This is a genomic window from Flavobacterium sp. MMS24-S5 (assembly GCF_050320125.1).
In the GTDB taxonomy this organism is placed as follows: domain Bacteria; phylum Bacteroidota; class Bacteroidia; order Flavobacteriales; family Flavobacteriaceae; genus Flavobacterium; species Flavobacterium tyrosinilyticum.
In genome coordinates this window covers 1,149,036-1,175,112 of record NZ_CP190016.1, presented here as the reverse complement: position 1 = coordinate 1,175,112, position 26,077 = coordinate 1,149,036, and the positions used below count along the sequence as shown (strand labels likewise).

30 protein-coding genes and 2 pseudogenes are annotated in these 26,077 nt (G+C 32.9%); 2 read left to right on the top strand and 30 right to left on the bottom strand.

The window, feature by feature from the left end; genetic code table 11:
• Positions 1-40: 40 nt before the first annotated feature.
• The 24 genes and pseudogenes from ACPWTF_RS05135 to truA form a co-directional block, all read right to left on the bottom strand.
• Positions 41-955, bottom strand: coding sequence for a helix-turn-helix domain-containing protein (locus tag ACPWTF_RS05135; protein WP_427874681.1), 915 nt, complete (start codon positions 953-955; stop codon positions 41-43).
• Between the two features lie 12 nt (positions 956-967).
• Entirely contained in the window at positions 968-1,864 is an 897-nt protein-coding gene (locus ACPWTF_RS05130; protein WP_427874680.1) for an NmrA family NAD(P)-binding protein, read from the bottom strand.
• Positions 1,865-1,966: 102 nt separating this feature from the next.
• Positions 1,967-2,452 carry an SRPBCC family protein gene (locus tag ACPWTF_RS05125; protein WP_427874679.1) on the bottom strand — a complete coding sequence of 162 codons (486 nt, stop codon included), beginning with the start codon at positions 2,450-2,452 and terminating at the stop codon, positions 1,967-1,969.
• 104 nt (positions 2,453-2,556) lie between these two features.
• Positions 2,557-2,904 (bottom strand): hypothetical protein, encoded by a 348-nt coding sequence (locus ACPWTF_RS05120; RefSeq protein ID WP_427874678.1) that lies wholly within the window; start codon positions 2,902-2,904, stop codon positions 2,557-2,559.
• Positions 2,905-3,023: 119 nt separating this feature from the next.
• Complete coding sequence (locus ACPWTF_RS05115) at positions 3,024-3,617, bottom strand: NAD(P)H-dependent oxidoreductase (protein WP_427874677.1); 594 nt, start codon at positions 3,615-3,617, stop codon at positions 3,024-3,026.
• A 78-nt stretch (positions 3,618-3,695) separates the two neighbouring features.
• Entirely contained in the window at positions 3,696-3,902 is a 207-nt protein-coding gene (locus tag ACPWTF_RS05110; protein ID WP_057116634.1) for a helix-turn-helix domain-containing protein, read from the bottom strand.
• Between the two features lie 10 nt (positions 3,903-3,912).
• Positions 3,913-4,035: a hypothetical protein gene (locus ACPWTF_RS05105; protein WP_427874676.1), complete on the bottom strand. Its 123-nt coding sequence runs from the start codon at positions 4,033-4,035 to the stop codon at positions 3,913-3,915.
• 51 nt (positions 4,036-4,086) lie between these two features.
• On the bottom strand, positions 4,087-4,455 hold the full coding sequence (locus ACPWTF_RS05100; RefSeq protein ID WP_427874675.1) for a hypothetical protein: 369 nt from the start codon (positions 4,453-4,455) through the stop codon (positions 4,087-4,089).
• A gap of 135 nt (positions 4,456-4,590) precedes the next feature.
• A complete protein-coding gene (locus ACPWTF_RS05095; RefSeq protein WP_427874674.1) occupies positions 4,591-5,271 on the bottom strand; it encodes a DUF4919 domain-containing protein in 681 nt (226 codons plus the stop codon).
• Between the two features lie 246 nt (positions 5,272-5,517).
• Positions 5,518-5,910, bottom strand: a complete 393-nt coding sequence (locus tag ACPWTF_RS05090; protein WP_427874673.1) for a DUF1801 domain-containing protein — start codon at positions 5,908-5,910, stop codon at positions 5,518-5,520.
• Between the two features lie 18 nt (positions 5,911-5,928).
• Entirely contained in the window at positions 5,929-6,363 is a 435-nt protein-coding gene (locus tag ACPWTF_RS05085; RefSeq protein ID WP_427874672.1) for a GNAT family N-acetyltransferase, read from the bottom strand.
• A gap of 12 nt (positions 6,364-6,375) precedes the next feature.
• Positions 6,376-6,819, bottom strand: a complete 444-nt coding sequence (locus ACPWTF_RS05080) for a hypothetical protein (protein ID WP_427874671.1) — start codon at positions 6,817-6,819, stop codon at positions 6,376-6,378.
• A gap of 22 nt (positions 6,820-6,841) precedes the next feature.
• On the bottom strand, positions 6,842-7,180 hold the full coding sequence (locus tag ACPWTF_RS05075; RefSeq protein WP_427874670.1) for a n-acetylglutamate synthase: 339 nt from the start codon (positions 7,178-7,180) through the stop codon (positions 6,842-6,844).
• 13 nt (positions 7,181-7,193) lie between these two features.
• Entirely contained in the window at positions 7,194-7,841 is a 648-nt protein-coding gene (locus tag ACPWTF_RS05070; RefSeq protein ID WP_427874669.1) for a suppressor of fused domain protein, read from the bottom strand.
• A 107-nt stretch (positions 7,842-7,948) separates the two neighbouring features.
• Positions 7,949-8,455, bottom strand: a complete 507-nt coding sequence (locus ACPWTF_RS05065) for a TPM domain-containing protein (RefSeq protein ID WP_250836821.1) — start codon at positions 8,453-8,455, stop codon at positions 7,949-7,951.
• A gap of 167 nt (positions 8,456-8,622) precedes the next feature.
• A complete protein-coding gene (locus ACPWTF_RS05060; protein ID WP_427874668.1) occupies positions 8,623-9,372 on the bottom strand; it encodes a DUF2314 domain-containing protein in 750 nt (249 codons plus the stop codon).
• Between the two features lie 297 nt (positions 9,373-9,669).
• Positions 9,670-10,260 carry a hypothetical protein gene (locus tag ACPWTF_RS05055; protein ID WP_427874667.1) on the bottom strand — a complete coding sequence of 197 codons (591 nt, stop codon included), beginning with the start codon at positions 10,258-10,260 and terminating at the stop codon, positions 9,670-9,672.
• A 173-nt stretch (positions 10,261-10,433) separates the two neighbouring features.
• Positions 10,434-11,048: a hypothetical protein gene (locus tag ACPWTF_RS05050; protein ID WP_427874666.1), complete on the bottom strand. Its 615-nt coding sequence runs from the start codon at positions 11,046-11,048 to the stop codon at positions 10,434-10,436.
• Between the two features lie 214 nt (positions 11,049-11,262).
• Positions 11,263-12,652 (bottom strand): annotated as a pseudogene (gene lpdA, locus ACPWTF_RS05045) (dihydrolipoyl dehydrogenase).
• Between the two features lie 533 nt (positions 12,653-13,185).
• Entirely contained in the window at positions 13,186-13,770 is a 585-nt protein-coding gene (locus ACPWTF_RS05040) for an NUMOD4 domain-containing protein (RefSeq protein ID WP_095928832.1), read from the bottom strand.
• Between the two features lie 487 nt (positions 13,771-14,257).
• Positions 14,258-14,551, bottom strand: a complete 294-nt coding sequence (locus ACPWTF_RS05035; protein WP_320492097.1) for a ubiquitin-like protein — start codon at positions 14,549-14,551, stop codon at positions 14,258-14,260.
• Positions 14,552-14,901: 350 nt separating this feature from the next.
• Complete coding sequence (locus tag ACPWTF_RS05030) at positions 14,902-15,192, bottom strand: ubiquitin-like protein (RefSeq protein WP_427874665.1); 291 nt, start codon at positions 15,190-15,192, stop codon at positions 14,902-14,904.
• Positions 15,193-15,371: 179 nt separating this feature from the next.
• Positions 15,372-17,126, bottom strand: coding sequence for an ABC transporter ATP-binding protein (locus ACPWTF_RS05025; RefSeq protein WP_427874664.1), 1,755 nt, complete (start codon positions 17,124-17,126; stop codon positions 15,372-15,374).
• Between the two features lie 151 nt (positions 17,127-17,277).
• Positions 17,278-18,012 (bottom strand): tRNA pseudouridine(38-40) synthase TruA, encoded by a 735-nt coding sequence (gene truA, locus ACPWTF_RS05020; RefSeq protein ID WP_427874663.1) that lies wholly within the window; start codon positions 18,010-18,012, stop codon positions 17,278-17,280.
• 363 nt (positions 18,013-18,375) lie between these two features.
• Between truA and ACPWTF_RS05015 the strand changes: the two genes are divergently transcribed.
• A complete protein-coding gene (locus ACPWTF_RS05015) occupies positions 18,376-18,870 on the top strand; it encodes a metallophosphoesterase family protein (RefSeq protein ID WP_427874662.1) in 495 nt (164 codons plus the stop codon).
• Here ACPWTF_RS05015 and ACPWTF_RS05010 read toward each other — a convergent pair whose 3' ends face one another.
• The 3 genes from ACPWTF_RS05010 to ACPWTF_RS05000 form a co-directional block, all read right to left on the bottom strand.
• Positions 18,871-19,776: a sensor histidine kinase gene (locus ACPWTF_RS05010; RefSeq protein WP_427874661.1), complete on the bottom strand. Its 906-nt coding sequence runs from the start codon at positions 19,774-19,776 to the stop codon at positions 18,871-18,873. It lies immediately after the preceding gene.
• A gap of 11 nt (positions 19,777-19,787) precedes the next feature.
• Positions 19,788-20,447: a response regulator gene (locus tag ACPWTF_RS05005; RefSeq protein ID WP_427874660.1), complete on the bottom strand. Its 660-nt coding sequence runs from the start codon at positions 20,445-20,447 to the stop codon at positions 19,788-19,790.
• 150 nt (positions 20,448-20,597) lie between these two features.
• Complete coding sequence (locus ACPWTF_RS05000; protein ID WP_427874659.1) at positions 20,598-21,008, bottom strand: DUF4293 domain-containing protein; 411 nt, start codon at positions 21,006-21,008, stop codon at positions 20,598-20,600.
• Between the two features lie 181 nt (positions 21,009-21,189).
• On the opposite strand from ACPWTF_RS05000, the gene rho reads away from it, so the two are divergent.
• The gene (rho, locus tag ACPWTF_RS04995) at positions 21,190-23,028 is read left to right on the top strand and encodes a transcription termination factor Rho (RefSeq protein ID WP_427874658.1); all 1,839 of its coding nucleotides are present in this window, start codon (positions 21,190-21,192) and stop codon (positions 23,026-23,028) included.
• A gap of 178 nt (positions 23,029-23,206) precedes the next feature.
• Here the strand turns inward: rho and ACPWTF_RS04990 are convergent, their stop codons facing one another.
• The 3 genes and pseudogenes from ACPWTF_RS04990 to ACPWTF_RS04980 all read right to left on the bottom strand — a co-directional run bounded on the left by ACPWTF_RS04990 (position 23,207) and on the right by ACPWTF_RS04980 (position 26,034).
• Positions 23,207-24,223 (bottom strand): M28 family peptidase, encoded by a 1,017-nt coding sequence (locus tag ACPWTF_RS04990; RefSeq protein ID WP_095928825.1) that lies wholly within the window; start codon positions 24,221-24,223, stop codon positions 23,207-23,209.
• 9 nt (positions 24,224-24,232) lie between these two features.
• Complete coding sequence (locus ACPWTF_RS04985) at positions 24,233-25,207, bottom strand: DUF3667 domain-containing protein (protein ID WP_427874657.1); 975 nt, start codon at positions 25,205-25,207, stop codon at positions 24,233-24,235.
• A 54-nt stretch (positions 25,208-25,261) separates the two neighbouring features.
• Positions 25,262-26,034, bottom strand: a pseudogene (locus tag ACPWTF_RS04980) (dienelactone hydrolase family protein).
• Between the last annotated feature and the right edge of the window lie 43 nt (positions 26,035-26,077).

Below are 26,077 nucleotides of genomic sequence, written 5' to 3'. Positions count from 1 at the left end.
TTTCGTTTTTTACCTAACGAATGTATGAAAAATAAAGCAATTAGTTAAACGATTGCCTGAATTCTAAAGGGGAAGTGTTGGTCTTTGTTTTGAATAATTTACTAAAGGATTGCTGGTGCTCAAAACCCAGTTCAAATGCAATTTCGCTGATCGATAGAGTAGTAGTCGAAAGCTTTTCTTTTGCCTTTTCAATCAATTTATTGTGAATATGCTGTTGCGTGCTTTGACCCGTATGCGTTTTTAATAGTGCGCTAAGATAATTGGATGAAACATTTAGGTTTTCGGCAATAAATTGAACTGTTGGAATTCCTTTTTGTTTTAAAGTGTCGTCGGTAAAATAGTCTTCCAAAAGTTTTTCTAATCGTGCCAAAATCTGATGACTGCTTATTTTTCGGGTAATAAATTGTCTGTTGTAAAATCGTTCCGCATACGTGAGAAACAATTCAATTTGTGCAATAATAACGTCTTGACTGAATTTATCGATATTGGATTGGTATTCCTGCTGAATATTTTTAATAATATCAATGAGCATATTCTCTTCTTTATCAGAAAGATGTAACGCTTCATTGACCGCATAACCAAAGTAGTCGTATTGTTTGATTTTGTGAGCAAGCGGCGTATTCCAAAGAAAATCAGGATGAATCAATAATGACCATCCTGTGTGTTGCATTTCGGCATTTCCTTCAATAGAAAAAACTTGTCCTGGCGAAAGAAAAATTAAAACTCCTTCTTTAAAATCGTATTCCTGTTGGCCATATCGCATTTTTGCGTTGGCATTTCTTTTTAAAGCAATCGAATAAAAATCCAGCATTAAGCTTTTGGGTTCTTCGTTATTTAGATATTTTAAATCTTCAAAATTGTAAACGCTTACTAAAGGATGTTCGGGTTTTGGCAAATCTCTAAAATCATGAAATTCGCTTATTGTCTTAAATCGAAGTGGTTGCTGATTGGCCATAGTACAAAGTAATTAATTTTGATTGAAAACGGCAGCAAATTCTTTTGCATAATCTGCCAGTTTTGTTTTTCCTAAAACCGCTGGACGATTTTGGTAATAATCTTCACTTAGCAAACCACTGTAAAGTGCGGCATACATTTCTACCAAACCTTGTGCAATTTTAGGTTGCATTCCAACAGCAATTAATCCGTTTAGTGTTTCTTCGTCAGATATTAATTTCCACTTTAAATCTGGATTTCCGATGGCGTCGCCTAAAATTTTTGCAGTTTCATCTCCAGAAACTTCTTCGCTAGCCACATAACGTATTTTTTTTCCGTCAAGCGGAGTTGTAAATTCTTCTGCAATTGCTTCGGCTATATCGTTTGGAGAAACCCACGGAATCAATTGATCGGCTCCATAATTAGCAGCTATAATGGCTTGGTTTTTAATCATCGGGATGTAAGCCAGCAAATTGTAGTAAAAAGAAGTCGGACGCATAAAGGTAATCGAGACATCTGAAAGTTTGTTCAGAACCGCTTCGATTTCATTATAACGCTGAATAATTCCAGAACCTTGTTGTAAATGTGCGCCAATACTGCTTAAAAACACTACTCGTTTTACGCCAGATTTTGCAATAGCTTCTGCATAATTATTTCCAATTGTACGCGTAAAAGCATCTAAATCAAGATTCGGATCAAAATAATTCGCTCGTGGAATCATGCAATATACGGCATTGGCTCCCGTAAAAGTTTGAGTCAAAAAATCGACATCATTTACAGATCCAATTGCGGCTTGAGCTCCAAGATTTTCAATTTCCGATTTTCTTTCGCTACTGCTTGCAATTATTGTAATTTGATGTTTTTCTTTTAATAAAGCTTTCGCTAAAGGCTTGCTAATGTTCCCTAGAGAACCTGTAATTATAATTTTCATACTATTATTTTTTTGTTGATACAAAGTTGCGAAGCATTAGCAAAATAGATTTAGCCAAATCTATGATTGACGTAGTCTAAAATAATAGTATGAAATGTGATTCTATTTTTCAGATAATTTTCTTTCGGTTTCAATTTGTGGTTTTCCAGTAGCATTCGGCATACCTTTTCCTGTTTCAATTAGTTTTTTCAAACTATTCTCAATGTAATTGGTCCAGCCTGCTTTGCAAACGTCAAAACATTCGTAATCAGGAACCAAACCCACATGGGTAAAAACTAGTTTTGTTTTGTCATTTTCTTTCGAAATATCAAAAACAGCAGTAGTATTGGTTGATTCGGTATCGTCTTGGGTGAAGCTGAAATAATTTTCCTCAATCAACCAAACGATTTTCTGATTCGGAATTACTTCAATCAGTTTTATTTTACAACGGTGTACGTCTTCATAATGGTATTTAAATTCGTCTCCTTGGTTCGCTGTTTTTCCTTCAATTTCTTCAGACCACCAGCCGCGAACGTTTTGTATGGCTTTAAAGACTTCTTCTGGTGTTTGACTGACAAGTATTGTTGTGGTAAAATCTTGAGTATTCATAATCAATTGACTTTTAAATTAGTAAAGTAAATTTACAATCTAAAAATCAATTGGTTAAGGTGCTTAAAAGACAATTTTAAGGTGTATTTCGGACAGAAAAATTATTAGACGTTTTCTGTTAATAAGACTACACTAATTATGATTCCGAAAAAAACAATAATGCTTAACAAACCAATCAAAGTGACTCTCCATCCTCCAAAAGTTTCACCTCCATTTTGAATATGTTTTTGAATATTCTGTTCTTGAAATTTTTTCAAAAAATAAGAAGAAACCGTTAAATAAAGTAACGGAAAAAGAAAACTAGGAAAGTTATCTGGAATAATAAAAATAAGCGGAATAATTGCAATCATGGATATGATGGTTATGATCCAAGTGTTTTTGGCTTTTTCAAAATCATTAAATACTTTGAAATTTTCTGCAATGCAATATCCAGCAACTAATCGAACCCGCAAAAAATGTTCCTATTCTTATGGCTTTTTCTGAGTATATTTTTTCTGTTGGGATTTCTTCAAAAACTGATTTTTGTTCATTATTATCTAGTTCCATTTTTGATAAAAGTAAAATTTAAGGTTTATAGTATTGCTTTAATTTTTTGAGGAATTTTATTTAGGAGTTCAAAATGTGTTGACATAACCTTTTCTAGTTCCAGTGTTCCGCCTAGAATGATCATTTCTTTATGCGTAAAACGTTTTCCAAGTCGGTCTTCGAGCATAATTTTTTCCATACTTTGTGCAATTTCAATTTCATGCAAGAATTCATTCGGATGACCTGCTGTACAAATTACAAGACCGTACGGAATAGTTTTCATTTTTCTAGACGTTTCGTTTTGTCCATAAGCATATCCAACCGAGTAAACACGATCAAACCAGCCTTTTAATTTTGCAGGACAATCGCTCCACCAAACAGGATATAGAAAAATAATGCAGTCTGCTTTTTCTATTTTTTCTTGTTCTGCTAAAACATCTTTAGAAATAGGAAGTTCTGTTTTGGCAAGACCTTCCCGTTCATATTCTTCCTCAGACATATCGCTCACAAAATTGGACGCAAATAAATCGGAGATTTCTACCTTCCATTTTTCAGTATTCAAGACTAGTTTCAATCTTTCTAAAACTTGAAAAGTGTACGATTTTTTGCTCGGATGTGCGTAAACAATTAGAATGTTCATTTTCAGGTTTTTTAGATTTATAATTTTTTGAAATCCCAATCTGATTTGTACGAAAATACAAATTAAATCGAAATGAAATTATTCTTCAGAAAATTCTAAAATATCGCCAGGCTGGCAATCTAGAACTTTACAGATGGCTTCGAGCGTACTGAAACGAATTGCTTTTGCTTTGCCAGTTTTTAGAATGGAAAGATTAGACAAGGTTAAATCTACTTTTTCTGAAAGTTCGTTTAATGACATTTTTCGTTTTGCCATCATGACGTCTAAATTTACTATAATGGGCATAATTTTTTGTTTAAATAGTTAAGTCAATTTCAGATTGAATTTCGATTCCTCTTTTAAAAATCTGTCCTACCACAAACATTACAATGGCCATAAAGATCCAAATGCTGTGTCCTTCAAGATTAAGCGATTCCAACGAAGGAAGTTTTACGCCTTTAATAATTAACCAATTGTTGAATTTAAAGGCCTAGAAAGAAAACAAACCAATTCCGAAAGCGAGATAAGAAAGATAAGATATAAAGCGTCCCATTTCGGCAGTAAAAGGCTGTTCGATGTTTAATTTTTTCTCATGCAACATTTTTACAATCAGATAAAACATAATGGCTTTTAAGATGGCCACGATGCTGATAAAGGATATTTCTTGAATATAAAAACTAGGACTGTAATTATATAAGTCAAGTAAATCAAGAAACCGAGCATTGTAGGAGTTTATTGTCATAGTATAAATTCCGTTAAAAAGATACATGCCGGCTTCTACGCATAAGCCAATAAAAATAATCCATGATAAGATATTCAGGATTTTTAGAATCTGTGGTGTTCCAATTTTAATTTCCATACTATTCAAGATTAGAAGTTATGCTGCTAAAATAATAAAAATTTATTGATAAACAATAAATAAATAGTTTTTATCAAAAAAAAGCTTCAACATTAAAATTTGCTGAAGCTGTGGTATTTTGTTTTTAAAATTATGTTAGCGAAGCATTTTCTTTTCGTTTTCAAGCATTTTTTCGATGTTAAAATAAATACCGTCTACATTGTAGACACCTTTTTCGAAACTGAGATAATCGCAATTATCAACGAGCGATTGTCCTTTAGATTCAATTTCAAAAAGATTGAGCAAAATGTATTCGTGTTCGACCATTATGACATGAAAACCAGTTTCGCATTTCTTTCCGTCTCCAGAAGAAAGTATGACATTCATAATGCTGTGAAATCTAAAAGAAGCAATTTTTGCAGATGCTTCGTCTCCTTTTAAGTGATAAACGTAAGTAAGGAAATTGAGCTGTTTTAAGTCAAATGGGAATTCGCTTAAGGTATGATTGGATAATTTGATTATTTGGTCGTAATCTGAAGCTTCGAGTTCTTCCTTGTCATAATATTTGCGAAGCTGTTCCTCGTCTGGTGATTTCCAAAAGGCATCATATTTGGGTTGAAAAACATAGCCTAAATACAAATGGCGGTATTCGTCATGCGATAAAAGCGTATCGTTTTTCGTGAGTCTTTCCATTAATTTAGGATAGTAAAACTTTGAATTTTTGTCGTTGATTTCTTTTTCGATGGCTTTATAATCTGGGGTTGTAAAACCAATTTCTTGTGAATGCACTTGAATTCCGAAACAAAAAATGAGAAGGATGAAAATTTGTTTTAGCATGATTTAGAGGTGTTTTTGGTTGTAGTTCTGATCTTACTAATGTACAAATTATATAAAAACAAAGTGTTCTTATGGATGCCAGATGCGTGAAGGATGGGAGCGGCATCTCCCGATTTAGAAAAACAAGGCTTTTTAGCCGTAGTTTTTGTTAATCGGGAATATAGCGGACAGCCTGACCCGGAGGGACACGCCCCAGTAATTAGGAATCTTATTTTTCTAGATTATTCGCTAATTCATTTTCCTTTTTTAAAGTGGTTTTATTCGAAGCAGTTCGCCTTTCCGTTTGACAATGTTTTTATAGTCCCATTGAATTTCTCTGCTTTTTTCTAGCCAGCGTTTTAAGTCTTCTTCGTTTATTTGATCAACATTTGTATAACGCATTTCTGCAGCTTTGAACGAACCTTCGTTTTGGAGTTTTTCTTCGTCAAAAGATTGTCCGCTCCAGAAAAGTAATCGAACAGAATCTTTTAATTTGCTATAACCCACAATCGGATTTCCGTCTAGAAACCAAACCGGATGCGCATGCCAGATTTTGCTTTCGGCATCAGAAAGGTTTTTATTTATAATCGCCAAAAGAAGGTCGCAGATTTCTTTGTTTTCTACTGTCTGAGAATTGTTGTAATCTTGAATCTGGCTCATGTCTTCAGCATTTTAGGGTTATTTTACCTCTTGGGTCAACTCAAATAGAATATAAGTTCCGTTGCTCGAATTTCCTCTCGTTTTTTCTACAAATCCCTTCTTTCTATAAAACTCAATTGCTTTAATGTTGCTTGTAAGGCATTTTAGGGTAATTGGAAAAGAGATTTTTAAGAGGGCTGCTTTTAACAATTCTGTACCAAGGTTTTTTCCTTGATGTTTAACATCAACGTAAAGATGATGAATAAAATTGTTTGGCATCCAGATCGAAATAAATCCGACTGGAATATTGTTTACAAGAGCCGTTAAAATGTATTCACCTTGTGTTTGTTTGTCAAAATCGTCTAATTCAAATTCTGAAATATCTTGTTCTGTAAATGTGCGCCGTCTTTCGTTTAAGAATAATTCTCTTAAATGAGGTAAATCGGTATCTCTAGATTCTACGATGCTTAACATGCATTTTTGTATTTAATTTCTTTTCAGCAAAATTGTACTTGCTGCATTAGATTCATTAAATTCTGTGGCTCTAACTCCGTTTAAAGTGAGATTGATTTTAATTTCATCATTACTTTTAAAATCTAATATTGCTAAAAACCTGCCTTTTTCAATTTGCTTGCCTTTTTCTAAAGCATAAGCGATGATATCTAGCGCTATAGGCGTTTTAGATTCATCAATTTCATATTTTAATAGGCCTTTTTGCCCGTTGTTTTTTCCTCCTTTAACGATATAATTTTTCCCGTCGATTAATTCACCATTAACGGTCATCGAAATAAAATTATCTGAAGTAAAAATCATTGTATTCTTTGCGCCACTGGCATCTGTTCCTAACCAATTGCCTACTAGGATTTCTTTTTTTGTTTGCGCGTATGATACACTGGTTAAAATAAGGAATAGTAAGAGAATTTTTTTCATTGATTATACTGTTTATATTTTCTTATTGTTCTTCAAGTATAGAATTTCCTTTAGATAAATCTCCAGAAGTCCATTGCCACGTTTCGTGAAGCCTAATTTTTCCGCTTGCTAAAATTTCAGGTTTAGAAGTGCAGAAACCAGTCATTAATTCGCCTTTTTCATTCACTTGATGATATCTCATTTCGATATTTCCCGCGCCGTCAACCAAACCAATTAAATGGCCTTTAACGATTTTTCCTCCAGAATATTCAGAAGTTAAAATGTTTCCTTCTTGTTTATAATGAAATGAAGTTTCGTTAGAAGTTTCTCCGTTTTCGCTGTTGCTTACAGGTTTGAAGATTTTATTATTGTAATTAATCATTCTGGTTTGCAAATTAACTTTTTCGATTTAAATCGGTAATTAATAATGGATTGTTTTCTTTTAATTTATGAACTAATGCTTCAACCTTTTCTGGGTTTTCTTTAATGTTTTCGTATTCTTCTGTAGTAATTCCGACGATTTGTAAAAATGAAACTTCACCGTGTGGCGTTTGTTTTTTAGGGACTTCGGGATCATTCACAAAAATTAATGCCGTAATATCGGTTTCAGTGTCCAAACGAATTGGTCCGTTTGCTGGCATGTAATGAAACTCTTCAAACCAATTTCCACTGTCAAATACATATTTAGCTATATTTTGAAGCAAAGCCACAGCCCAGCTCGGATTTTGATTGTCGGCTCCATAAGGTTTTAATCTAAAAGTAAGTTCAAATCCCCATTTGCTAAATTCTCCATCTGCTTTTTCTTCATTATAATACAATTCAGAAAAACCGTAAGTAATAAAATGGTAATGATCTTCTTGATTTTTGCTTTCGTAATAGCTTACACCATCAAGCGGATGTTCTCCGCCAAGCATATAACTAATTGCTGGAGCAAAATGTTTGGGTTCCTGATTAGGATAAAGGCGTTCAAATTCTTTATCAATTTCTAACCAGCCAACAGCGTCATCTTCGGTAAATTCTTTTTTGTATTGTTCTAATTCCATTTCTAATAAAACTTATTTTTACACTAAAATAAGTCTTTTTTCTAGCTATTAGTTTCCATACATTAAAAAAAATCCGATTTGATTTCGCAAATCGGATTTTGATCTATTTATTGTTGTTGCAATTTTTTCATGAATTCATTTGAAGCCTGTTCTAAAGCCTTAAAATAGTTTCCTTTTTTAAGTTCGGGTATCGAATAGGTGCTGATTATATTTTGTGTGTCTTCAGCATTTAATTTGTATTTTATAAAATCGACGCTTAAAACCTGAATTTGCCTTAATGTTTTACTGACAACAATTAAAAGGGTTGGATCTAATCGCGGGTCTTTTGATAAAAATTTGTCAAGATCTACTGCAAATTCGTCAAAAGATTTAAATGGTTCAACAGAAGGTGTTGTTATGACTACAATTTTATAAAGGTGTTTTTTTTCGAAAGCGTTAAGGGTAGTGTTTAACGATTGAAGTTCTGCTGGTTTTAATACTTTTTCGAAGTCGTTGACACAGTCTGTAGATTGAGAAAAAGTGCTTTTTAAACGGGAAGCAAAATCGGTGTCGGTTTTGGTTTGGGCAGATAAAACTGAAGATAACAGTATAAGCGTAAAGAATAATTTTTTCATTCTATGGCATGTTAGATTTGGTGCTGCAAAAGTAGCACATTCTTTATTGTAAACAGATGAAAAAACGGATCAGTTTTGATTTTAAAATGAAAAAATATTCTTTTTCGAAAAGAAGGTTATTAAACAAAAATCCGATCTACTTTTGGTAAATCGGATTTTGAAATTTTTTATTGAAATAAAGGTATTAAATGATCCCATTTGAGTTCTTTGGCAAAATCTAAAGCTGTTTTTCCGCTATTGGTTTTTGCATTTGCATTGGCTCCTGCTTTTAAAATAAGTTCTACAGAAGTTTGATTTCCAGCAATAGCTTCACGATGCAAAAAAGTGTAGCCTAAATCGTCTTGCGCTCCTATTTCTTCTGGATTGTTTTTTAAGAATTCGATGAGACTTTCTTTCATATTGATACTCATCGGATGCTCTACCAAGTTTTCTGGCTTCTCTTTCTGATTTGTAACAACCAGAATATCATTGTAATCTCCAAACTCTAAGCCCCAAGCGTCGTCGTGGTCTTTTCTTTCGTCTTCGTCCATTTCTGAGCGCATGGCATGTATTGTAAAAGCCCCGTATGTTTTTCCTTGACTTGCAAATAACCAATCGCTGATTTGATTAATCGGAATTGCAATTTCGTCTCCATTATTGACATTGGTTAGATCATTAGGATCATTTACTAAAATTCCGTATATCATTTCGCCATCAAAGTTTACGTCGTTAATCCACATATGTTCTACGATGGTTTCGTCGTCTATATCTTGAGTGAAAGCCAATTTTACACAAGCAACATCCAATCCTGGAACTATTCTTCTGTATTTCCAAGATAGTTCTCTCCAGAAGTATTTAAAGGTTTCTTGTGCTCTTTTGTAAGCTTCGATCATTTTTGGATTTTCTCCGTCGGCGTAGAATATTTTTGTTTCTTCCATAAAAAAGGATATTTATAATGATTTATAAAAGTAATCTTTTTAGTACTTTGGGAGAAATGTTATTTAATTATTTTGAGGTTTTAATTTAAAAGTAAACCTTTTTTTAGACAAAGTATTGTCATTTCGACCGAAGGGAGAAATCTCCGCAAAGTGAAGTTATTTGCAAAGATTTTTACTAATCTTTGTCGAGCTACTTATGGAGATTTCTCCCTTCGGTCGAAATGACAAAACTATACGCACAAAAAAATCCGACTTGTTTTCACAAATCGGATTATATAAAAATTAGAAGTTAATTTCTTAAAAAGTATACCCTATTCTTAAATGAAAATAAAGTAAGAATTGTTCCTTTGTGTAATCAAAATTATCTACACTTTGTGCATTTCCAAAATTAGAATTTGCTTTAATAAATACCATTCTGTATCCTATTCCTGCGCCTGCTTCGTAAGTAAGATGTTCTCCAATTGCTCTTTTCATTCCCCATGTTGGTGTAATAGATAAATCTGCATTTTTAGTGATATTATCATCTAAATTAATGACAAACCAATCTGGATGGTAACTTGTTTTAAGAGAAATATAATTACCGCTATTATTTGAAATGTTTTTTCCTTTAGCGTTTCTTTTTTTCAGATTGAAATAAAATTTTGGCTCTGCTGTAATTACGGGTTGTAATATAAAACCAGCTTCATCATAATGATCTCCAACTGCAAAATCATGTTCGATACCAATTTCGCTTCTTAAAGCAATTGAATTAGCAAGTTTTAATTCGTTGTTAAGCCAAATTCCGGCAAAACCTGTTTGTGCCGAAAAGATTGATTTTTCTACGCTAGCTTCTTGAGCCTTAGCATTAATAGTTATTCCTAAGATTATAAATAGGATTAATTTTTTCATACTAGTATTTGTTTTTTTTGTAATTGGTTAGATTAATTTTGGTGCGAAAATAGTATTAAAATTTTAAAATCTTAATTTGCAAAAACTATAAAGGTTTAAAGAGAAAAGGCACAAAAAAATCCGACTTGCTTTCACAAATCGGATTTTAACGCAAGTAATGTATAGATTACTTTTTATTTACCACAAATCGAATTGTATTCTTTAAAAACATCGATAGCGGTATTTGTTTTAGGCTTATATTTTTCATCTTTGGATTTTTTTACTAATTCAGGACAATCGTAAAAGAAACGATGTATAGTTGTTCGATAAAAACTACCCGCGCCAATTGTCGCTCCAACGTCAGTAGCTGTAAATAATTCAGCTGCATTTTCCCCTTTTCTCCAAATGTAATAAATAGTTGTAATACCCATGTAATGTCCTCTAGGATTTGTAACTTCTTTTTCTAGGCTATACAAGGATGCTTTTCCTTGTGTTATTTCAATTGGAGTAAGCCAGAGATATTTCAATTTTCCTTTTTTCTTATTAGAATAAACTGGGAGAAGAATTTTATCTTCTCCTGATATGGTTACTTTTTCAATATCAGTATTTGTATATGTTATTTTTCCATCTTTAGTTTTAATTGAAAGTTTTTTTTTATTATTATTTAGATTAACATAGTGTGAAGGATCCTTCATCAATCCCTCAACAGATGTTCCATCTTTTAATAGGGTTGTTGATTCTAGTTGAGGGTTTTTGCTTGCACATGATAAAAACAAGCTAGTGAAAATTATTATTACGTACTTTTTCATTATTTAATAAGTTTAATTAGTGTGTAAACCTACAATCTCTTAAATATGAAAAAATACACGAGAAGTTATTTTTGTAATAGAATGCGGTTAAAATGATATTGTGTAATTAAATGATTATCAATTTTTATATGTAGTAAACAAAAAAATCCGACTTGCTTTCACAAATCGGATTTATTAAATTGAGAATTATATATAACCGTAAAACGGTATATTTTTACAAGTGAATTACTTCGCCGTAAGCATCAGCTACAGCTTCCATAACAGCCTCGCTCATTGTTGGGTGAGGGTGGATAGATTTAAGGATTTCATGACCTGTAGTTTCTAGTTTACGAGCTACAACTGCTTCAGCAATCATATCTGTAACACCAGCACCAATCATGTGGCATCCTAACCATTCTCCGTATTTAGCATCGAAGATTACTTTTACGAATCCGTCAGCATTTCCAGCCGCTTTTGCTTTTCCAGAAGCTGAGAATGGGAATTTACCAATTTTTAATTCGTAACCTTTTTCTTTTGCTTGTTTTTCTGTTAAACCTACAGAAGCGATTTCTGGAGTTGCGTAAGTACAACCAGGAACGTTTCCGTAATCGATTGGGTCTACGTGTAAACCTTTAATTTTTTCTACACAGTTAATTCCTTCAGCAGAAGCTACGTGAGCTAAAGCTTGACCTGGAGTAACGTCTCCAATTGCGTAGTATCCTGGAATGTTAGTTTCGTTGTACGCGTTTACTAAGATTTTATCTCTATCAACAGCGATTCCAACTTCTTCTAATCCGATGTTTTCAATGTTTGTTTTGATTCCAACTGCAGAAAGTACGATGTCAGCTTCTAAAACTTCTTCTCCTTTTGCCGTTTTAACAAAAGCTTTAACTCCTGCACCTGTTGTGTCAATGCGCTCAACAGAAGAGTTAGTCATTACTTTAATTCCTGATTTTTTCAAAGAACGCTCAAATTGTTTTGAGATATCTTCGTCTTCTACAGGAACTACGTTTGGCATAAATTCTACGATAGTAACATCTGTTCCCATTGAGTTGTAGAAGTGAGCGAACTCAACTCCAATTGCTCCAGAACCCACAATAATCATAGATTTTGGTTGAGTTGGCAATGTCATTGCCTGACGGTATCCAATTACTTTTACACCATCTTGAGGTAAGTTTGGTAACTCACGAGAACGAGCACCAGTTGCGATGATAATGTGATCAGCGCTGTATTCTGTAACTTTATTGTCTTTATCGGTAACGTCAAGTTTTTTTCCTGGTTTTAATTTTCCAAAACCTTCGATAACGTCAATTTTGTTCTTTTTCATTAAGAATTGAACACCTTTGCTCATTCCTTCAGCTACACCACGGCTACGTTGAATAACTGCAGGGAAATCTTTATCAAATTCAGAAACTTTCAATCCGTAGTCAGAAGCGTGTTTAAGGTAATCAAAAACTTGAGCAGATTTTAAAAGCGCTTTTGTTGGGATACATCCCCAGTTAAGGCAAACTCCACCTAGATTTTCTTTTTCTACTACAGCAGTTTTAAAGCCTAATTGTGAAGCTCTAATCGCTGTTACATATCCTCCACTGACCACTTCCTAAAACAATAACGTCGTATTTCATTTTTTTTGCTTTTAGTATTAACTATCGAAAATGAAGTTTGTATTTCCGAAACTCATCTTTCGATTTTTTCTTTGTTATTTGTGTTTGCGAATTTAAGGATTTATTTTATATGAACACTTGAAATTTTATTTTTAAAGACATAGATTTTGGTCTTTTCACAGAAAGCGAAGTAATTGTGAATTGTAAATTGTGAATTATGAAGTGATTTCTAAGATTTAGTGATTAGTTCTTAGTAATTAGAGACAAGTGCCTTAAAAAAAATAAAAAATAAGCCACAGATTATTAGGATTAAAATGATTTTAAAAAATCTGTGTTAATCTGTGTAATCTGTGGCTATTATAATTTTGTCTCTTTAAGCGAAGTCGAAGAGCTTGCGCGGGCTTCGACTTCGCTCAGCCTGACAGTTATTGAATGGTATGAAAAAAATAAGCCACAGATTATTAGGATTAAAATGATTTTAAAAAATCTGTGTTAATCTGTATAATCTGTGGCTTATAATTATGAATTAATAATTTGCCATTCACAATTAAAAATTAAATCTTAACGTGTCCCCAGTTTTCTCCGCTGGCAATTCTTCTAATTTGCATTTCGCTTACACCAAATTGTTTGGCAATCATTTTAAGACGTGTTTTTTGTTCAGGTCTTGCTAGTATTTTTTTAATTAACATCACTTTTGTAGTGGTTAATTTTCGTCCGTCAGCTTTAAGATTATGTTCAATTAAGTTCTTTTTAGCTTGAATAACACGCGGACTTTTACGGCTGTGCGCCATCATTTCCTGTTTGGTTGCCCAGCGAAGATTACTCACATCATCGTTTGCTCTGTTGTAATCTAAATGCAAAACATAGGTTTGATCTTCAGAATCTTTTGGAATAAAGTACTGAGCCACTAGTTTGTATAAGAAGAGATATTTATTTACGATTTTATCGTCTTTTTTAACCTTAAAACGGAAAGTTGGATATCCGTCGCTTAAACCTCCTTTTAAAATGCGTCCGTTTTCAATATCGTCGGTAAAACTGATTAATCTTCCTCTGTTCGAAATGGCGTATCTTAATTGTAATGAGGCGTTTATTTCTATTTCTTTGAATTTTTCATCAGGATAAAATCTATTTTGTGGCATTGTCTTTTACATTTGATTTCTATATTCTCAAAGATAAAGAATAAACAAAAAAATTCTGCTATCTAACTGATTGTGAAAGGTCAATTTTATGATTTCTATAACGCTAATTTAACGTTTTAAAGCTTTTTTGACAGTTTTTAGTCGGATTTTAAATCACAATTTATGAATATTGCAGTTTTTTAATTTAAGAAACAAACATCAATTTATGGCTAAATAATTATTAATTTATTGATTGAGCCAATTTTTGAAAGTATGAACTTCCTTTTTGCTCATGAAAATTGTGTTGGATTGGATTTGAAGTACATCAGAATCAATCTAAACTCTATAATGTGAAAAAAGGGTTTGACTTTCAATTAAAGTCAAACCCAATTATTTTTAAACTCACATATTTTTTAGAAGGTCTTTTGATTTCCTAATATTGGATTTGAAATAATAAGCGTATCAAAAATCCAGTTTTAAGCAATTTGTTATCTTCTTTAAAAACAAATTAATTACAAGGAGGAGTTCTAAGAACCATATGTACTGTGGTTTCTTTTGGGATGTTGTAATCAGATAGTGTTCTACCGTCTTCAAGTTGTTTTCCTGCAAATATGATTCTTTGGCATTCAACTGGAATTCCTTCTTTATCGAATATTTTAGCCTTAAGATTATCAATAGTGTCTGAACTTTCAATCTCAATTGTTATAATTTTTCCAGTCAAAGTTTTTACAAAAATTTGCATTGAAAAGGCATTAAGCGAAAATGCCAAAAATAGAACGATAAAAAGTAATTTTTTTTTCATAGGATTTTTAAAAATGATTATTTATACCTCAAACGTACTTATTTATTTGTAAGAATACAAGTGGAATTGTTTAGTTATGATAAATTATTTTTTCCCTAATTATAAGAATGAAATGCTTTTTGGTGCTTTAAGTTTTGTAAGATTTTGAAAACTAAGTGCGTAAGTAATTTCTTAAAGCTAATTAGATGCTGAAAATTGCATCAGATTTAACTTGAGGAAGATTAAAAATCAATTCTTAATACTATATGATAAAAGGGTTTGACTTTAATTGAAAGTCAAACCCTTTTATTTTTTGATCTTAGACACTTTTTAGAAGTGTCTTTTTTCTATAGCAGAAAAAAGACTAATTATTACCTTTCCTTACGAACAACCAGATGTATTGAGCTTTCTTTTTGAATGTTATAATCAGATAATGTTCTTCCATCTTCTAGTTGTCTTCCTGCAAATATAAGCCTTTGGGTATCAGGAAGAATCCCTGTTTTGTCCATTATCTTAAACTTAATGTAATCAATGGTATCAGAGCTTTCTACCTCAAGGGTTATAGTTTCCGTAGAACCAACAACTCTAATGAAAATTTGCATTGAGAATGCACTAACCGAAAAGGTTAAAAAGAAAACGATAAAAAGTAATTTTTTTTTCATAAGTATTTTTTAAAAATGATTATTTATTCCTCAAACTTACTTATTTATTTGTAAGAATACAATTAAAATTATGGAGTTATGATAAATTCATTTTTTCCTAAATACAGGAAATATCAGTGCTTTTTATGTTTATTTTTTGTAAGATTTTGAAAATTAAGTGTGTAAGTAATTTCGCAAAGCTAATTAGCTACTGAAAATTGCGAATCGTACAGGTTTTTGTAATATCCATCTGCTTTATTCAGTAATTCGTGATGTGTGCCTTGTTCGACAATCAAACCTTTATCCATCACCACAATTTTATCTGCATTTACAATTGTTGCGAGTCTGTGTGCAATAATAATAGAAGTTCTTCCTTTTGTAATCGTTTCTGTTGCACGCTGAATCATTTCTTCAGAATAGGTGTCGATAGAAGAAGTTGCTTCGTCCAAAATCAAAATACTCGGGTTGCTTACATAAGAACGTAAAAAAGCAATAAGCTGACGCTGTCCAGAAGAAAGCATAACGCCTCGCTCTTTTACATCAAAATCGTAATTATCAGGCAGATTCATAATAAAATCATGAACTCCAATTTTTTTTGCTGCATCAATTACTTTGTCTCGAGTAATTTCTGGATTGTGCAAAGTAATATTATTATAAATCGTATCGGCAAACAAAAACACATCTTGCAAAACAACAGCAATTTGTTTTCTTAAAGAAGCCAAAGTGTAGTTTTCGATATTTTCTCCATCAATGCAGATTGTTCCGCTATTGATTTCGTAAAAACGATTCAGTAAATTAATAATAGTAGATTTTCCTGCTCCTGTAGAACCTACAATCGCCACGGTCTGTCCAGCAGAAACCGAAAGATCAATACCTTTTATGACTTCTTCTTCTGGAATATAGCTGAAACGAACGTCTTTGAAATCAATTCTTCCATCAAAAACAGGCGCTTCAATGGTTCCTGTATCTTGAATGTGATCTTGTGTGTCGATAATGTCAAAAACACGATTGGCAGCAATCATTCCTAATTGCATCTCGTTAAATTTATCTGCAATCTGTCTCAGCGGATTAAATAGCATTCCGATGAACATGGTATACGAAAACAAATCACCAAAAGTCGTAAAATGATCTCCATTCAAAATTCTGAATCCGCCATAAACCACAACCAAACCTAAAGTAATAGACGAAATAATATCGGCAATCGGGAAGAAGATGGAGTTGTACAAAATCGTTTTAATCCAAGCGACTCTATGCTTGTTGTTGATTTCTTTAAAGTTTTCTGCTTCGATTTTTTCGCGGTTAAAAAGCTGTACAATTTTCATTCCCGTCACGCGCTCTTGTACAAAAGAGTTCATATTGGCAATTTGCGTTCGAACTTCTTCAAAAGCCACTTGCATTTTACGTTGGAAAATTCTGGTAATGTAAACCAAAATAGGCATTGCAACTACAACTATCCAGGTTAGTTTCCAGTTCATATAAAACATGAAAATAAGTACCACGACCATTTTCATCAAATCGCTTATAATCATAAACAAACCTTGACTGAAAATACGGGCAATCGATTCAATATCCGAAACAGCGCGAGTAACCAGCTGGCCAACTGGAACCAAATCGAAATACTTCATTCTGAAACTCAAAATGTGTTTAAAAAGTTTAGTTCGAATATCTTTTACAATATCTTGTCCGAGCCAGTTGGCCCAATAAACAAAGTAAAATTGAGAAAAGACCTCCATCAGTAAAACGACTCCCATCAAAACGATATACATCAGCAATCCCATTTTATCATGAGTTTTGATGTAACCATCGACCGTTTCTTTTAGTAAATAGGGGCGAAGTGCAGCGAAGATAGACAGCGAAATGGCAAATATGATTACGCCATAATAACGCCATTTATAAGGTCGTGTATATTTTAAAATTCTTTTGAATAATCCTGTATCGAATGCTTTTGCTTTCATTTATTTTTAGGAGCTGTTTCCTGCTTTCCGTTACAAGTTTTTCTCAAAAATATGTTTTTGTTTAATTTTTATAAAGCTTCCGTTGGTCGCTCCATAAAAATTACAAAAACTATATTTTTTTCAAAAAAGCTTTTCACTTCAATCAGGGCTATTAAATGTAATCGTAATAAATATTGGTCAAATATAAACCATGTGCCGGAACCGAAAATCCTGCTTTTTCCCTGCTTTTGCTGGCAATGATATTTTCAAAATCAGCTAAAGTTATTTTCTTTAAACCAATATTGATCAAAGTGCCCACAATAGCGCGAACCATATTTCTTAAAAAACGATTTGCTGAAATGGTAAAAATCAGTTTTTCGTTTTCTTGTTTCCAGTACGCCTCAAAAATCGTGCAATCAAACGTGTTTACATCAGTGTTAACTTTTGAAAAACATTGAAAATCGGTATGCTTCAGTAGTAACTGCGCTGCTTCATTCATCAAAGTTACATCCAATTTTTGTGTAACATACCAGCTCAATTCCTGTAAAAACGGATTTTTTACTGTATTGATATGATATTCGTAAGTTCGTTTTGTAGCATCAAATCTACAATGCGCATCATCGTGAACCAGAATAATATTAAAAATCGCAATATCTTTTGGTAAATAAGAATTCAGTTTATGAACTAAAACCGGAATGTCTAAGTTTTTTTCTGTGTCAAAATGACCGTACATTTCGCTTGCATGAACACCAGTATCTGTTCTTCCAGCCCCCATAATGCTGATGTTTTCATTTAATAAAACCGAAAAAGCTTTATTTAAAGTTTCTTGAACTGAAGAAGCGTTTGGCTGTATTTGCCAGCCATGATAATGTGTTCCGTTATAAGCGAATTGAATAAAATATCTCACTGTTGAGGTTCAAAGGTTCAGAGTTGCAAAGGTATGAAAAAGATACTAAGGTTCTGAGATGCTAAGATTCTAAGTTTTTTTTTCTTTAGTGGCAAAGTTGCAAAGATTCAGAGTTACAAAGATTTTGGTTGTGTATATCTGTAGAGACGCACTGCAGTGCGTCTAGCCGTAAAGGTATGAAAAAGATACTAAGGTTCTGAGATGCTAAGATTCTAAGTTTTTTCTATAGGGATGTTATGATGTTTTTGGTATTTGTTATTTGCTAATCAAGTTTTAGATGCACAGTAGTGCGTCTCTACAATTTAAAATGCTAGGAAAAACTTAGTATCTTAGCACCTCAGAATCTTAGCCTCTTAAAAAAAAATGACCAAAATCCTTCTTCTCTCAGACACCCACAGTCACATCGATGATACTATTTTAAAATATGTTGCTCAGGCAGACGAAGTTTGGCATGCTGGAGATATTGGAGATTTGGTAGTGACAGATGCGATTAAAAAACTAAAACCTTTACGAGCTGTTTACGGAAATATTGACGATGCAAAAGCAAGATTAGAATTTCCACTAAATAATCGTTTTTCTTGTGAAAATGTGTCGGTTTGGATTACTCATATTGGTGGTTATCCCGGAAAGTATAATCAGTATGTTAGAGAAGAATTAGCTATGAATCCGCCTAAATTATTTATCTGTGGGCATTCGCATATTTTGAAGGTCATGTTTGATAAAAAGAATAATTTATTGCACATGAATCCAGGCGCGGCAGGAAAAAGCGGTTTTCATAAAGTGAGAACCATGTTGCGTTTTGTAATCGATGATGATAAAATCAAAGACTTGGAAATTATAGAAATAGGAGAGAAGTAATTAATGCGGCAGCGGAATCTGAATCTTTATTTTGGTTCCCTGATTTTCTTTGGAAGTTATCGATAAAGTTCCTTTGTATTTTTTGATTCTAGCTCTAATTCTACTTAAACCGAAGCCTTCAGCATCTTTTAATTTTTGTGTTTTAAAACCAATTCCGTCATCGTGAATGTGGAGGATAAGTTGGTTTTCTTTTTCTGCTAAAGAAAGTTTTGCTTTTTGAGCATTGCTATGCTTGGTAATATTGCTGAACAGTTCACTGACTATGAAATAGATTTTCATCTCAAATTTCTCAACATATCTTCTACTGGTCGGAATAGTGCTTGAAAATTCAAATTCAATCGCAGAGTTTGAGTTTTTCTCGCATAGATCTTCCAAAGCATAAATTAATCCAAAACGAACCAAAAGCGACGGAACAAGATCGTGAGACATATCGCGTAAAAGTTCATGCACTTCTGATAGAATAGCTTTTGCTTTACGTATTTCTTCCGATTTTACATCGTTCTGAGCTGTAAATGTATTTAAATGTAATCCTGCAGAAGACAATAATGAATTGATATTGTCATGGAGAAAAGAAGCAATTTTTTTACGCTCTACTTCTTGAGAATCGATTCCAGAATTAATAATATTTAGAAGGATTTTCTGTTTGGTGTCTTTTCTTTTTATTTTCTGTTTTAGCTTGTTGTTTTGGTATAAAAAGTAAAACAAAAGAAAAATGATGACAGTAAGTATAATGGTTAAACTGAAGATTTTTTTGTTTCGAAGCTGTTCTGATTTACTAAGATGATTAACGGTCGTTTGGTTGTTTGCCGTTTGTGAAACTTTTGTTGCATCCTTTGGTTGTGCGATACTATTTCCTTCAAAAGAAAAAAGTAAAAGAATAAATAGAATGAATTTGAAACGAAACATAAAAACAGTCTTTAAGGATTAATCAAATTGTTTTTAAGAGCATATTTTACCAGACCTATTGTGCTTTTTATATTAAGCTTTTTCATGATGTTTTTTCGATGCGTTTCGACAGTATGGGAGCTGATAAAAAGCTTTTTGCTAATTTCTTTACCGCTGTATTCTAAGGCAATTAAAATAATGATTTCAATCTCTCGCGGACTTAAAATTGGGTTTTCTATAACCGCGTTTTGATTTAATTTAGGATTGTCTCTAAAAGTATTAAAAATTTTTTCTCTAATGCTATCGCTAAAATATTCCTGACCTTGATAAACGGCTTCAACAGCTTCAATGATATTTTCTCCGGCGCAATTTTTTAACAGATAGCCTTTTGCACCTAATTTCATAACCTCTTTAATGATTTTCAGATCATCATAACTGGATAAAATAATAGCTTTGCAAGGCATTTCTTTTTCATTAAACTCTTTCAGTACCTCTATGCCGTCTTTCTTTGGCATACTTATATCAAGAATTAAAACATCGGCTTTGTCCTTCATGACATCATCATAAACAGTAGTCCCGTCTAAAGAAGTTCCGACCACTTCAAAATTTGAAACAGTTTGGAGCAGATTTGAAAGACCATCAATTAATACCTGATGATCATCTGCAAGATGAATCCTTATTTTTGGTGTCATGATTATATTTGAATTTGAAAATGCAAATTTATCATGTAAATCACATATCTATAATGCCCTTTAGGTCTGATTTATGATAAAATAAGGCATAAAAAAAACCCGAATAAAAATTCGGGTTCTTCTTCGCACAAATAAACTAAGTTTATAGGTTTACCTCAAACGATCAACAGATTTTACAAGATCTTCGTCCTTTTTGATGGCCTTATTAGCTAAAACTAATAACACGATAGCAACAATCGGCATGAACATCCCAATACCTTTCTCAGAGACCTCAGTCCCTCCAGATAAATTTAGTGATCGATATACAAATAATCCTAATAAAATTAAATTTAATATTATGTTCAATCTGTTTAATACAAACTGATTTTGTCTCTTTTTGAATGAAATGATACTGATAATACTAAGCATAGTCGTTAAGCCTAATAAAACAGTATAAAGCTGGTCATGCATAAAAAAGAATGGCTTTCCTGCACTAGTTGTCCAAAGCGGAACAAAAAGCATTAAAATGCCAGTTGCAGCAAAAGCTAGAAATAAATATACAGTCTGAATTCTTTGTATCATGGTCTAAAAATGTTTTACAAAAATATATTTTCTTTTTTTAAAATACTATTGTATGATAAAATTTTATTCGTATTATTGCATCATAATACCGTAAGCACTTCATACTGCGGTCAATTCAAATTAATTATCTACCTATTCTTTTTACAGTATTCCTTAAAATAATTAAATTCATAGAACATTCATGTTTGATATTTCTGCATTAAAAGAAATGAAGCTTTCTGAGCTTCAAGAAATAGCTAAGTTAGCTAAAACAATAAAGATTACTGGTGTCAAAAAAGAGACTTTAATTAGTCAGATTTTAGCACACCAAGAGAGCTCTAATGCGCCAGCTCAAGCTTCTCAAACAGAAGTAGTTTCTGATGCCAAAGAAGATAAACCAAAGCGTGCCAGAATTGCTCCAGCCAAAACAAAAGCAGCAAATGCCAAAAATACACCCGTTTTAGAATTTGATAAAGTAGAGGAAACTGTTCAAAAAAACGATGCTGCAGATACAATTGAGCCAATTGCAGAAACGGCGACAGTAGAAGCGCAGGATAAGAAAGAGCCAGTAGCAAAAAAAGAGCCTAAAGTTGTAAAATTCAGCAAGTCGGCATACGAGAAAAAAGTAGCTCTTAAAAAAGAGAAAGAGGCTGTAAATGAAGTTCCTGCAGAGGAAAATGTAGAAGCAACCCCATCTGAGCCAACTACTTCTGAGCCAACAGCCGAAATAGCTGAAAAAACTCCTCAAACTGCTCCTGTTAAAAAGATCAATCCGAATCAGAATAAAAACCAGAACCAAAATCAAAACCCGAATCAGAATCAAAATCAGAGCGGGAATGGCAATGGAAACGGAAATCACAATAATCAAAATCCTAATCATAAAAATAAAAAGAACAATAATAATTTCAGGGATTCAGATTTTGAATTTGACGGAATTATTGAAAGTGAAGGTGTTCTGGAAATGATGCCTGACGGTTACGGATTTTTACGTTCATCAGATTATAATTATTTAGCTTCTCCAGATGATATTTATTTATCAACTTCACAAATCAGATTATTTGGTTTAAAAACCGGAGATACTGTAAAAGGTGTGGTTCGCCCTCCAAAAGAAGGTGAGAAGTTTTTTCCTTTGGTTCGTGTATTAAAAATTAATGGGCACGATCCGCAAGTTGTTCGCGATAGAGTTTCTTTCGAACACTTGACACCAGTTTTCCCTTCAGAAAAATTCAAACTAGCCGAAAAAGGCAGTTCTATTTCAACCAGAATTATAGATTTGTTTTCACCAATAGGTAAAGGTCAGCGTGGTATGATAGTTGCACAGCCTAAAACTGGTAAAACAATGCTTCTTAAAGATATTGCAAATGCAATTGCAGCAAACCATCCTGAAGTTTACTTAATCGTTCTTCTGATTGACGAACGTCCTGAGGAGGTTACAGATATGCAAAGAAGTGTTCGTGGTGAAGTTATTGCTTCAACTTTTGATAGAGAACCACAAGAACACGTGAAAATTGCTAACATTGTTTTGGAAAAAGCAAAACGTTTAGTAGAATGCGGTCACGATGTTGTGATTTTATTAGATTCTATTACACGTTTAGCAAGAGCTTACAACACGGTTCAACCAGCATCTGGAAAAGTATTAAGTGGAGGTGTTGATGCCAATGCATTGCAAAAGCCAAAACGTTTCTTTGGAGCGGCAAGAAATGTAGAAAACGGAGGATCTTTAAGTATTATCGCAACTGCATTAACAGAAACGGGTTCTAAAATGGACGAAGTTATCTTCGAAGAATTTAAAGGAACAGGTAACATGGAGCTTCAATTAGACCGTAAAATTGCGAATAAACGTATTTTCCCTGCAATCGATCTTACATCGTCAAGTACACGTCGCGATGACTTATTATTAGACGAAAAAACATTACAAAGAATGTGGATTATGCGTAAATATCTTTCAGATATGAACCCAGTAGAATCTATGGACTTCGTAAACGATCGTTTCAAGAAAACAAAAAACAACGAAGAGTTTTTGATTTCGATGAATGACTAGTTAAAGTTGCTAAGATTCTGAGATGCTAAGATTCTAAGTTTTTTAGCTTTGAGAAAAGTAAATCAAAAAATATATAAAACAAAAAAAGGATGAGTAAAACTCATCCTTTTTTTTATGATCGTTTCTAAAATAAAACTTAGAATCTTAGCATCTCAGAATCTTAGTATCTTAAAAAAAACTATTTCTTATCAACTACCGGTCTATTCTCTCTATTAGCTAAATCCCAAGCTACAACAAAAGCCAGTTTTGTTCTTTTAGTTAAAGCGTCGTATTCAATTTTTTGAGGTTCGTCACCTTTTCCGTGGTAATCTTCGTGAACTCCGTTGAAGAAGAAAACAGCTGGAATACCGTGTTTTGCAAAGTTATAGTGGTCAGAACGCTCATAGAAATGGTTTGGATCTTTTGGATCATTAAATTTAAAATCTAAGTCCATTTTGATATATTTTTCGTTTTGAGCTACAACTGCATTGTGTAAATCAGAAGATAATCTGTCAGCACCAATTACATAAACGTAGTTGTTTGTATTTGAATGCTCAACATCACGACGTCCTATCATGTCGATGTTGATGTCTGCGATTGTATTGGCAATAGGAAATAATGGATTTTCAGAATAATAACGAGATCCGTGTAAGCCATGCTCTTCACCAGTTACATGAAGAAACAAAATAGAACGTTTTGGACCGTGACCTTGTTTTTTAGCTTTAGCAAAAGCTTTAGCCATTTCGATTACCGCTACAGTTCCAGAACCATCATCATCTGCACCGTTGTAAACTTCGCCGTCTTTGATGCCCACGTGATCGTAATGTGCAGAAATTACCAAAACTTCATTTGGTTTTTCTGTACCTTCAATGTAAGCCCAGATGTTTTCTGAATCTGGAAGGTTTTGATTGCGTTTTGCATTCATAAATGCTGCAGGAACTGGCTGATAGAAGTCCGACGCTCCTTTTGGAAAAGAAATTCCGCTTTTTTTGTATTGCTCGATCATGTAAAGACCTGCTTTTTTCTGTCCTTTAGAACCCGTTTCGCGACCTTCCATTTCGTCAGAAGCAATAGTGTAAAGCATTTTTTTAAGATCTTTTTCACTGATAGCTTTAACATATTTTGACGGATCCGAATTGTCTTTGGCTGTTGTTGACTGCGCAGTTTTACAAGAATACGCAGTAACAACTAAAAATAAAATGAGTATTTTTTTCATTCTAGTTAGTTAGTGTAAATTAATAAATGTGTAAAGAACGTATAAAGTCAGTAAAAATAGGATAAAAAGAGAATTTATTATAAACAATAAAAAGCTTTTTATAAAAGAGACTATTCTTGATTCGCCATAAAAACGGTGGTGTGCAGGATAAAAATAATAGCACATCCAGATGGTTCCTGCAAATGTTGTGATTGATGATATAAAAGACAGCGGATTATCTTCTCCAAAAAGACCAATCAATCTGTCAACAACAAACATGATGAGGAAAATCAGTAATAGGAAAGAGAAATAGTGTAGTGTGAAAATTCCGTGATCAAAATAATACCATCTTTTTTTGTTGTGAAAAAGCCACAAGAAAAAAGCAAAAAACGGCATGATTATGAAGAGAATTTTAGGGAGGTTATGAAAGAACGATTCAACGAATTTTTCATAAATCTCTTTTTTGGTATATTTTTCCGTAACGTGTATTGCTTTTTCTGAAAACCAATACGAAGAAGCATTTAGCTTCTCACTTTCTTTTCCATATTTTTGAATCGAATCAAGTTCTTTCATTGTTTTAAAATGAAAGTATCTTTTGTCGTCTTTTCTGCTTATATTTAAGCTATCAGTAGCCTTAGAGAGTTCTTTGTTAAGTGCTTCTTCACTTTTATCAATTTTTTCGCCAACATTATTTGGAAACATTGCAATTAATAAAAAAGTAATAAAACTTATAAAAATGTAAAGTCGAACTGGCGCAAGATAAGACAAGCGTTTTCCCGAAAGGTATTCTTTAGTAAGCGTGGATGGTTTAAAAAGAAGATTTTTTATTGTTTTCCAAAAAGCATTTTCATAATGGGTTAAATCTTCAAAAAAGTGAATAAATAAATGATGAAAAGTCTTTCGGCTATCACTATTTTCTTGTCCACAGTTGGGGCAGTATTTCTGCTCCACAACATGTCTGCAATTTAGACAAGTTTTGTCTTCTCTAATTTTGTTATGTGACATTGGTTTATTTTAATTGATTTGTTTTGGTAGTTTTTAGGTATTTGTTTTTTGAAATTATTTTTTCAGGACTTCGTTTAAGAAAAGCTGTAAATGGTCAAAAGATCTTTTTGCAGCCACAGCATTATACGCCGCACCTTTAGAATTATCACTTCCTGCTTCAGGATTAGTAAAAGAGTGGACGGCATTTGCATAATAAATCATTTCCCAGTCTGCTTTGCCATCACGCATTTCCTGTTGGAAAGCAGCGATTTCGTCTTTTGAAACAAACGGATCATCGGCTCCATGACAAATAAGAACTTTGGTAGCAATAGGTTCATTTTTTCTGCTGGCATCTTTTCCTAAACCACCGTGAAAGGAAGCAATACCTTTGACATTCAAATGTCCGCGGCCGCTTCAAGAACACCGCTTCCACCAAAGCAATACCCAATGGCAACAATATTATCGGCATTTGCGCCAGATTTAACTAATTCTTTCAAAGCGGCATCAATACGTTTTTGATACGCTTCAAAATTTGTTTTATAAAAACCAGCTTGTTTTCCTGCTTCGCCAGTATTTTTAGGATAATTTCCTTCGCCATAAATATCAGCGATAAAAACATGATAGCCCAATTTAGATAATTCTTCAGCGATTCCTTTAGAAGCATTATCAATCCCAAGCCATGCTGGTAGAAGTAAAATTCCTGGATTGTTACTGCTTTTTTTAGCAGATTTTATAAATAAGCCATTAAGTTGCTGGCTTCCTTCTGTATATTTTAATGGTTTTAATTGCGCATTCATAAGATTTGAGAATAAGATTGCACTGAATAAAATGATTATGGAGTTTTTCATAATTTCTTCAATTTTTAACAAATATCAGAAATATTATGTTACA